Source organism: Pseudomonas edaphica (assembly GCF_005863185.1).
GTDB lineage: Bacteria > Pseudomonadota > Gammaproteobacteria > Pseudomonadales > Pseudomonadaceae > Aquipseudomonas > Aquipseudomonas edaphica.
On record NZ_VBVZ01000258.1, the window covers coordinates 1 to 8304 of the forward strand.

The 8304-nt window shown below is 61.7% G+C and carries 9 protein-coding genes; 2 read left to right on the forward strand and 7 right to left on the reverse strand.

Going from position 1 to position 8304, the window contains the following annotated elements; translation table 11 throughout:
* The first annotated feature begins 70 nt into the window (after nucleotides 1–70).
* Together FEM54_RS17620 and FEM54_RS17625 are read left to right on the forward strand one after the other, a co-directional pair.
* Complete coding sequence (locus FEM54_RS17620) at nucleotides 71–1291, forward strand: putative DNA modification/repair radical SAM protein (RefSeq protein ID WP_017136266.1); 1221 nt, start codon at nucleotides 71–73, stop codon at nucleotides 1289–1291.
* Complete coding sequence (locus tag FEM54_RS17625; RefSeq protein WP_017136265.1) at nucleotides 1288–2121, forward strand: TIGR03915 family putative DNA repair protein; 834 nt, start codon at nucleotides 1288–1290, stop codon at nucleotides 2119–2121. The genes FEM54_RS17620 and FEM54_RS17625 overlap by 4 nt, the downstream gene beginning before the upstream one ends.
* A gap of 144 nt (nucleotides 2122–2265) precedes the next feature.
* Here the strand turns inward: FEM54_RS17625 and FEM54_RS17630 are convergent, their stop codons facing one another.
* The 7 genes from FEM54_RS17630 to ctlX all read right to left on the reverse strand — a co-directional run bounded on the left by FEM54_RS17630 (nucleotide 2266) and on the right by ctlX (nucleotide 8145).
* Nucleotides 2266–2763 carry an Lrp/AsnC family transcriptional regulator gene (locus FEM54_RS17630; protein WP_003192319.1) on the reverse strand — a complete coding sequence of 166 codons (498 nt, stop codon included), beginning with the start codon at nucleotides 2761–2763 and terminating at the stop codon, nucleotides 2266–2268.
* 4 nt (nucleotides 2764–2767) lie between these two features.
* Nucleotides 2768–3598 (reverse strand): ABC transporter ATP-binding protein, encoded by an 831-nt coding sequence (locus FEM54_RS17635; protein WP_178111031.1) that lies wholly within the window; start codon nucleotides 3596–3598, stop codon nucleotides 2768–2770.
* A gap of 3 nt (nucleotides 3599–3601) precedes the next feature.
* Entirely contained in the window at nucleotides 3602–4315 is a 714-nt protein-coding gene (locus tag FEM54_RS17640) for an ABC transporter permease (RefSeq protein WP_056861353.1), read from the reverse strand.
* Nucleotides 4312–5013, reverse strand: coding sequence for an ABC transporter permease (locus tag FEM54_RS17645; protein ID WP_017136263.1), 702 nt, complete (start codon nucleotides 5011–5013; stop codon nucleotides 4312–4314). The genes FEM54_RS17640 and FEM54_RS17645 overlap by 4 nt, the downstream gene beginning before the upstream one ends.
* Nucleotides 5014–5154: 141 nt before the next feature.
* Entirely contained in the window at nucleotides 5155–5934 is a 780-nt protein-coding gene (locus FEM54_RS17650; protein WP_138452171.1) for an ABC transporter substrate-binding protein, read from the reverse strand.
* Between the two features lie 226 nt (nucleotides 5935–6160).
* Nucleotides 6161–7207, reverse strand: coding sequence for an ornithine cyclodeaminase (locus FEM54_RS17655; RefSeq protein ID WP_138452173.1), 1047 nt, complete (start codon nucleotides 7205–7207; stop codon nucleotides 6161–6163).
* 11 nt (nucleotides 7208–7218) lie between these two features.
* Nucleotides 7219–8145, reverse strand: coding sequence for a citrulline utilization hydrolase CtlX (gene ctlX, locus FEM54_RS17660; protein ID WP_099549987.1), 927 nt, complete (start codon nucleotides 8143–8145; stop codon nucleotides 7219–7221).
* Between the last annotated feature and the right edge of the window lie 159 nt (nucleotides 8146–8304).

Genomic DNA, 8304 nt, shown 5'->3' on the forward strand with positions numbered 1-8304 from the left:
CCTACAGACGGCACTTGTGACAACGTCGGGCTATTGGTACTGTACAAAAAACCAGTATCGGTAGCCCTTCATGCAGTTGATCGAAAAACTCAGCATCCTCGCCGACGCCGCCAAGTACGACGCTTCCTGCGCCAGCAGTGGCGCGCCCAAGCGCAGCTCCGAGGGCAAGGCCGGGCTGGGTTCTACCGATGGCATGGGCATTTGCCACAGCTACACGCCGGACGGGCGTTGTGTGTCGTTGCTCAAGGTGTTGCTCACCAATTTCTGCCTGTACGACTGCCAATACTGCGTCAACCGCCGCTCCAGCGACGTGCCCCGTGCGCGTTTCAGCCCGGAGGAGGTGGTTACCCTGACCCTGGACTTCTACAAACGCAATTGCGTCAGCGGGCTGTTTCTCAGCTCCGGCATAATCCGCTCGGCCGACTACACCATGGAGCAACTGGTTCGAGTCGCCAAACTGTTGCGCGAAGAGCATGACTTTCGCGGTTACATCCACCTCAAGACCATTCCCGAAGCCGACCCTGCGCTGATCGTCGAAGCCGGGCGTTATGCCGATCGCCTCAGCGTGAACATCGAGTTGCCCACCGACGCCAGCCTGCAAACCCTGGCGCCGGAGAAGCAGATCGGCTCGATCAAGCAAGCCATGCAGACCATCTACACCGGCGAGCAGACGGTGTTCAACGAGCCGCGCGCACCGCGTTTTGCGCCAGCGGGGCAGAGCACGCAGATGATCGTCGGCGCCGATGACACCGACGACAGCACCATCCTGCACGGTGCGGAGGCGCTGTATGGCAACTACAAGCTGCGGCGCGTGTATTACTCGGCGTTCAGCCCCATCCCCAACAGCCCCAAAAGTGTGCCGCTGGCCGCGCCGCCGCTGATGCGTGAACACCGCCTGTACCAGGCCGACTTTCTGCTGCGCAGTTACGGTTTCAGCGCCAATGAGCTGTTCGAAGGCCCAGGCCATCTGGCGCTGGATATCGATCCCAAGCTGGCTTGGGCGCTGGAGCACCGCGAGGTGTTCCCGCTGGACCTGAACCGCGCCGAACCCACGCTGATCGCGCGCATTCCCGGCATTGGTCTGCGTACCACCCAGCGCCTGGTCGACCTGCGCCGCGAACGCAAAATTCGCTTTGAAGACCTGGCGCGCATGCGTTGCGTGCTGGCCAAGGCCAAGCCGTTTTTCATCACCAGCGACTACCACCCGCAACAGGCGGACAGCACCAGCGTGCTGCTGCGCGAGCAACTGCGCGACCGCCCGCAGCCACAACAGATGGGGCTGTGGGGATGATCAGCCTGGAATGCGACAACCTCTTCAGCACCTGGCGCGAGCAGGCGCGCTGGCTGCTCAGCCATCAGGTCGACCCCAGCCAGGTGAGCTGGGGCGAGGCCGAAGTGGCGGACCTGTTTGCCACGGACGAGCCTGTACCTGAGCAGCTCGGGCCGTTTCAGGCGCGGATTCCCAAGGCGTTGCTGGAGTTGTTGGAATCGGCCGCCTGTTACCACGGTGATCAGCGCTGGAGCCTGTTGTACGAGGTGTTGTGGCGTGTCAGCCATGGCGACCGCACCGCGATGCTGGCCGGGGACAAGTTGGGCAGTGAGTTACAGCGGCGCATCAAACAGGTCAGCCGCGAGGCCCATCACCTGCATGCGTTTGTGCGGTTTATTGCCTTGCCTGCGCAGGCCGGCCCGCAGTTGCCTGAGTATGTGGCGTGGCATGAGCCGGCCCATGACATCTTGAAGTCCGCCAGCCAGCATTTTGTCGGGCGCATGGGCCGCCATCGCTGGATGATCGCAACGCCTTTGGACGGTGTGTATTACGACGGTGAGCAGTTGATTCATCAACGCCAGTGCCCTGAGGCATGGCAACAGTTGGCGCAAAATGTCGAAGACCCACACAGTGCGATGTGGCTGACCTATTACAGCCATATCTTCAACCCGGCGCGGTTAAACCCCAAAGTGATGGAAGGGCATTTGCCCAGCCGGTTCTGGAAGAATCTGCCGGAGGGCAAGCTGATACCGGGGTTGATCAGCGAGGCGCGCACGGGCAAGCAGAAGGATGGGCAGGCGAAGCTGATCGGGGCCAGGCCGGGCAAGAAAATCTCAAGCGGGCACAGTTAAAAATGTGGGAGCTGGCTCGATGATCGTTCCCACGCTCTGCGTGGGAATGCCGCCCTGGACGCTCCGCGTCTGCTTTGAGGTCGTGATGCGGAGCGTCACTGGATGCATTCCCACGCGGAGCGTGGGAACGATCTAGCGTGGGTTTCAGGCCAGTTCGGTCGCGGTGTTTTTGACTACCGCCAACTCCGGATGCGCCACCAACTTATCGATGTGCAGCTCATCGTTGTTCAGCCAGGTCTCCGTCAGCACCCGGTAATGCTCCATATCCCGGCAGCGCATGCGCAAGCTGTAGTCGAACGGCCCGCTGATCAGTTGGCACTCGAACACCTGCGGGCAGGCTTTGACGCAGGCCTCAAAGGCCTTCTGCGCCGAGCGCCCGCTCTGATTGGACAAGGCCACCAGCACCAGCAGCGACAGCCCTGGCGAGACCATCTGCACATCGATGATCGCCCCATAACCACGGATCACCCCGCGTCGCTCCAGCTTGCGCACCCGTTCCAGGCACGGCCTGGGTGTCAGGTGTACAAGCGAGGAAAGCTTTTCGTAGGTGATACGCCCCTGGTGGCGCAACACGTCGATGATCGCCTCATCGATGCGGTCCAGCGTGGGCGAAGAGTGGGGTCCGTTGGCCTTGGTATCCATGAGTTCACTTCAAACGGTTGGAAAGAAATTGCTGCAAGCGTTCGCTGTTGGGATGGTCGAGGATCTCGGCGCCGCCTTGTTCCTCGACTCGGCCCTGGTGCAAAAACAGCACTTGGCTGGACACCTGGCGGGCAAAGCCCATTTCGTGGGTGACCATCAGCATGGTACGACCTTCCTCGGCCAACGTCTGTATGACTTTGAGGACTTCTCCTACAAGTTCCGGGTCCAGCGCTGAGGTCGGTTCATCGAACAGAATAATTTCCGGCTCCATCGCCAATGCCCTTGCGATGGCCACGCGTTGTTGCTGGCCGCCGGACAGAAACGCCGGGTATTGATCGGCCACGCGGCCGGGCAGGCCGACCTTGTCCAGGTACAGGCGTGCGCGTTTTTCCGCCTCTGCCGCGCTCACGTCCAACACCCGGCGCGGGGCCATGGTGATGTTTTCCAGCACGGTCATGTGGCTCCACAGGTTGAAGTGCTGGAACACCATGGCCAGGCGTGTGCGCAGGTTTTGCAGTTGTTCCTGGTGCGGCGCGCGGGTGCCGGCGCGGCCCTGGCGCATTTCGATGCTGATGCCATCGAGGGTGATGACCCCGGCGTCCGGCTGTTCGAGAAAGTTGATGCAGCGCAGCATCGTGCTTTTGCCCGAACCGCTGGCGCCGATCAGGCTGATGACGTCGCCGTTGCGTGCATTGAGGGACACGCCCTTGAGCACTTCGTGGTCGCCGTAACGTTTGTGGATGCCTTCGACTTGAAGCTTGATCGCAGCGGTTGCCGGTTTGGCAACGGGGGCGTCAACAGGGTAAGCGGCCAGGGCCTGCGCGGACTGATTCATGGGTTAGCCTCGGGTAGGAACAAGAAAACGCATCCAGCGACGTTCGGCCAGTCGGAACAGGCCCACCAGTGCAAAGGACAGCAGCATGTAGAGCAGGGCGGCGATGCCGAAAGCCTGGAACGTCAGGAACGTCTCGGCGTTGGCGTCGCGGGCGACCTTGAGGATATCGGCGACGGTGGCGGTAAAGGCCAGCGAGGTAGCGTGCAACATCAGGATCATTTCATTGCTGTAGGCCGGCAGCGCACGGCGCAGCGCGGCGGGCACCACCACAAACAGGTTGAGGCGCCAGCCGTGCAGGCCATAGGCACGCGCGGCTTCGATTTCGCCGTGGGGAATGTTGCGGATCGCCCCGGCGAAGATTTCCACGGTGTAGGCGCAGGTGTTGAGCACAAACGCCAGCAACGTGCAGTTGAGCGCATTACGGAAAAACTGATTAAGCAGCGCGTTGTCCTGCACCACTTCCAGACTGTAAAGCCCGGTGTAGCAAATCAGCAATTGGATATACAGCGGCGTGCCACGAAACAGATAGGTGTAGACCTCCACCGGCCAGCGCAGCCAGACGTGCTGCGAGACGCGCGCCAGCGCCAGCGGGATCGACAGCACAAAACCTGCGACCACCGAGATGATAAACAGCCACAACGTCATGGCGACTCCGGACAACCCTGTGCCATCGCTGAACAGGTAGGCCAGGCCGTATTGCTGGAACAGTTCGATCATCGCGCCATCCCCTTGATGCCGAGGTTGTAGCGCCGTTCGAGGCGCTTGAAGATGCGGTTGGAGAGGGTGGTGATCACCAGGTACACCAGGCCCGCGAGGATCAGGAAGTACAGTGGCTCATTGGTGGTCTTGCCCGCGTTTTGCGCAGCCTTGACCAGGTCCGACAGGCCGATGATCGACACCAGCGCCGTGGACTTGAGCAGCACCAGCCAGTTGTTGCCCAGGCCCGGCAGGGCAAAGCGCATCAGTTGCGGGAACAGCACCAGGTGAAAACGCTGCCAGCGGCTCAGGCCGTAGGCGGTGGCGGCTTCCAGTTGCCCGGCCGGCACACTGAGAATGGCGCCGCGAAAGTTTTCGGTGAAATACGCGCCGTAGATAAACCCCAGGGTGATCACCCCGGCGGTAAACGGATCGATTTCAAAGTAATCCCAGCCGAACACTTCGCTCAGGTCGTTGAGCCACAGTTGCAGGCTGTAGAAAATCAGCAGGATCAGCACCAGGTCCGGCACGCTGCGTATCAGCGTGGTGTACAGGGTGGCGGGCACGCGCAGCCATTTGGCGCTCGAAAGCTTGGCACCGGCGGCGATCAGGCCCAGGGCGAGGCTCAGGGTCAGCGCCAGCAACGCCAGCTTGAGCGTCATCCAGGCACCCTGGGCCAGCATCGGGCCGTAGCCTTGCAGGTTGAGGAGTTCGTTCATTGAGGAGATCTCGATCAAGCACAGAGATTAACGGTGGGAGCTGGCTTGTGTGGGAGCTGGCTTGCCTGCGATGGCGGCCTATCAGTCAACATTTACAGTGGCTGACCCACCGCTATCGCGGGCAAGCCCGCTCCCACAGGCTTACTCGTTGTAGATATCCTGATCGCCGAAGTACTTCTTCTGGATCTGTGCGTAGGTGCCATCGGCCTGCACGGCGGCGATGCCCTTATTGATCAGCGCACGCAGTTCGGCGTCGTTCTTGCGCAAGCCCATGGCGATATCCAGCGGCAAGGTCGGGTCCTTGAAGGCCGGGCCGGTCTTGTAGTCGGCGCCTTCAGGCTTGGACAGGAAGTTGAGCTGGGCTTCGAGCTTGTCGGTCAGGGTGGCGTCGAGGCGGCCGTTTTGCAGGTCGGCGTAGTTCTGCTCCTGGGACTGGTACGCCTTGATCTGCGCGCCGAGCCTGGCCAGGTGCGCACGTGCATAGGCTTCCTGCAGTGAACCTTGCAGCACGCCCACCTGCTTGCCTTTGAGCGACTCCGGCGTGTCGCCGAAGTCGGCGTTTTTACGGGTGATCACCGAGGTGGGGCTGAGGAACAGGCGGTCGCTGAAGTCGATGACTTTTTCGCGAGCCGGTGTGACCGCCATGGACGACATGATCGCGTCGAACTTGCGCGCGCGCAGGGCCGGGATCATGCCGTCGAACTCGTTGTGCACCCAGGTGCATTTGACTTCGAGCTTGGCGCAGATGGCGTTGCCCAACTCGATATCAAAACCTTGCAGGCTGCCGTCGGCGGCGACGGACTCAAAGGGCGGGTATTCGGGGAACACGCCGAAGCGGATTTCTTTCCAGTCCTGGGCGTGGGCGGCGCTCGCGCACAGTGGCAACAGCAACGCGGCGAAGAGTGATCGCAATGGAGTCATGTGACAGTCCCTATATTTTGTAATTGATGTAAGGGCGGTGAATCGCTGGGAGCAGAGAATGCTTCATGGTGGTGCGTTTTTTGTGTCGTTTACCCCGTGCATAAAGCGCAAATTGCGCTGTTAAAAAGCGCAATGCAGCGGAATCGGCTGCGGCACGCGCAAAATCGGCTTTTGACTGATGTAAATCCGGCCTGCCTTGGGCGCAAAGCGGCAGGCCAGAGCGGTTTCAGGCGCGCTTTTTGTGCTGTACGCATGGCTGTTGGGCCAGGCGTGCAAACAGGTCTTTCGGGTCGGCGAGGTCCGGCACCAGCTCAAGGGTACTGCCCACATCCAGCGCCTTGGCCACGTCCAGCACGTAACGCAGGGCCGAGTAGTCTTCGATGGCAAAACCCACCGAGTCGAACAGCGTGACTTGGCGCGCGTTCTCGCGGCCGGGCTGCTGGCCATTGATCACTTGCCACAGCTCGGTCACCGGCGAATCTTCGGGCATGTGCTGGATTTCACCTTCGACACGGCTTTGCGGTTCGTACTCGACGATCACCCGGGCGCGCTCGACGATGCGGCGGTCCAGCTCGGTTTTGCCGGGGCAGTCGCCGCCCACGGCATTCAGGTGCATGCCCGGTTCGATCATGTCGTCGGTGAGGATGGTGGCGTAAGCCTTGTCGGCCGTGACGGTGGTGACGATGTCCGCGCCTTTGACCGCTTCGGCCACGCTGGCGGCCAGGATCACCTTGATCGCCGGGAACGCCTTGAGGTTGGCCGCCAGCTTGGCAGTGGCCTTGGCGTCGATATCGAACAGGCGGATTTCGGTGATACCGAGCATGGCGTGGAAGGCCAGGGCCTGGAACTCGCTTTGCGAGCCGTTGCCGATCAACGCCATGCTGCGGCTGTTGTCGCGCGCCAGGTAACGGGCTACCAGGGCAGAGGTGGCCGCGGTGCGGATCGCGGTGGTCAGGGTCATTTCGGCCAGCAGCACCGGCTTGCCGGTGTCGACATCGCCCAGGGCGCCAAAGGCCATCACTGTGAGCATGCCGGCCAGGGTGTTCTTCGGGTGGCCGTTCACGTACTTGAAGGCGTACAGCGAGGCGTCGGACACCGGCATCAGCTCGATCACGCCGTCCGGCGAATGGTTGGCCAGGCGCGCGCACTTTTCGAAGTCCTGCCAGCGCAGGTAGTCGGCGCGGATGTATTCGGCCATTTCGCTGATGCAGGTTTGCAGGCCTTTTTGTGAAACCAGGTAGCTGAGGTCGTTGACGTCGATATAACGGGTCATGGCAAGACTCCTTATTGAAATGAGGCGCGGGCGGGCAGGTGCACTTCCGCCAGCATGCAGCGGGCACTGCCGCCGCCGATGCGTTCGATGTTGTCGATGTTCACCACCACCGGGCGGGTGTGGCGTTCTACATGCGTGCGCTGGGCCGGGTGCAGGGCGCTCCAGGCGCTGGCCGACATCACCAGCAGCGGCTGGCCGTCACGGTCGTGGACTTCAAGCATGTTGCCGGCGAAGGCTTCGAGCTGGTCGAAGTCGAGGGCAAGGATGTCTTTGCCGGTGTCGCGCAGCGAGCGCTCCAGGGCCTGGCGTTCGCTGGCATCGGGCAGGGCTTGCAGGCACACCACCGAGAGGTCGCGGCCGACACTCATCATCACGTTGCTGTGGTAGATCGGCGCGTGGTGGCGGTCGACGGCGTGGAAGACGCAGAGTTGGTAGTCGAGGCGTTCGGCGAACTGGCGCAAGGCGTCTTGGTGGGTACGCCCGGAGTGGCAGGCATAGCTGATACGGTGCTGGCGGTCGAGCACCATGCTGCCGGTGCCTTCGAGGAAGATGTTCTGTTGTTCGAGGGGGCTGAGGTCGATGGTGCTACGGATCGCAAAACGCTGCTCCAGCACTTGCAGCACACCTTTGTTGCGCTCCAGTCGTCGGTTCTGGCCTTCCATCGGGTACAGCACCAGGCTGCCATCGGCGTGGCTGCTCCACCAGTTGTTGGGGAAGATCGAGTCGGGCGTGTGGGGCGCCGGGGTGTCTTGCACCACCAGCACCTCTACGCCATGTTGGCGCAGGGTATCGACATAGCCGTCGAACTCCTGCAGCGCTTTTTGCTGCGCGCTCAGCGGGTCAAGTGGCTGGCGTTGGAAGTGGTTGTTGATCGCGGTATCCGGGTTGAAGGCAAAGCGCGCCGGGCGAATCATCAAGACAGTGTTGGTGGTTTGCATGGGGGCACGAATCCATGGGGTGAGCAGTGGGGCTATTTTGTGCGCTGTGGCGGGTGAATCCCGGCTGATATAGCGGGGCGGCTCAGCCGGGAAAGCTGAAAAGTGGGGTAGGGCAGCCGAATCGGCTGGCGAGTTGAAATGCAATCAAACTGTTGGAGC

Bases quoted from the DNA above. Each gene is read 5' to 3' on its own strand.
- FEM54_RS17620 (WP_017136266.1), top strand. From the start codon at position 71: ATGCAGTTGATCGAAAAACTCAGCATCCTCGCCGACGCCGCCAAGTAC.
- FEM54_RS17625 (WP_017136265.1), top strand. From the start codon at position 1,288: ATGATCAGCCTGGAATGCGACAACCTCTTCAGCACCTGGCGCGAGCAG.
- FEM54_RS17630 (WP_003192319.1), bottom strand. From the start codon at position 2,763: ATGGATACCAAGGCCAACGGACCCCACTCTTCGCCCACGCTGGACCGC.
- FEM54_RS17635 (WP_178111031.1), bottom strand. From the start codon at position 3,598: ATGAATCAGTCCGCGCAGGCCCTGGCCGCTTACCCTGTTGACGCCCCC.
- FEM54_RS17640 (WP_056861353.1), bottom strand. From the start codon at position 4,315: ATGATCGAACTGTTCCAGCAATACGGCCTGGCCTACCTGTTCAGCGAT.
- FEM54_RS17645 (WP_017136263.1), bottom strand. From the start codon at position 5,013: ATGAACGAACTCCTCAACCTGCAAGGCTACGGCCCGATGCTGGCCCAG.
- FEM54_RS17650 (WP_138452171.1), bottom strand. From the start codon at position 5,934: ATGACTCCATTGCGATCACTCTTCGCCGCGTTGCTGTTGCCACTGTGC.
- FEM54_RS17655 (WP_138452173.1), bottom strand. From the start codon at position 7,207: ATGACCCGTTATATCGACGTCAACGACCTCAGCTACCTGGTTTCACAA.
- ctlX (WP_099549987.1), bottom strand. From the start codon at position 8,145: ATGCAAACCACCAACACTGTCTTGATGATTCGCCCGGCGCGCTTTGCC.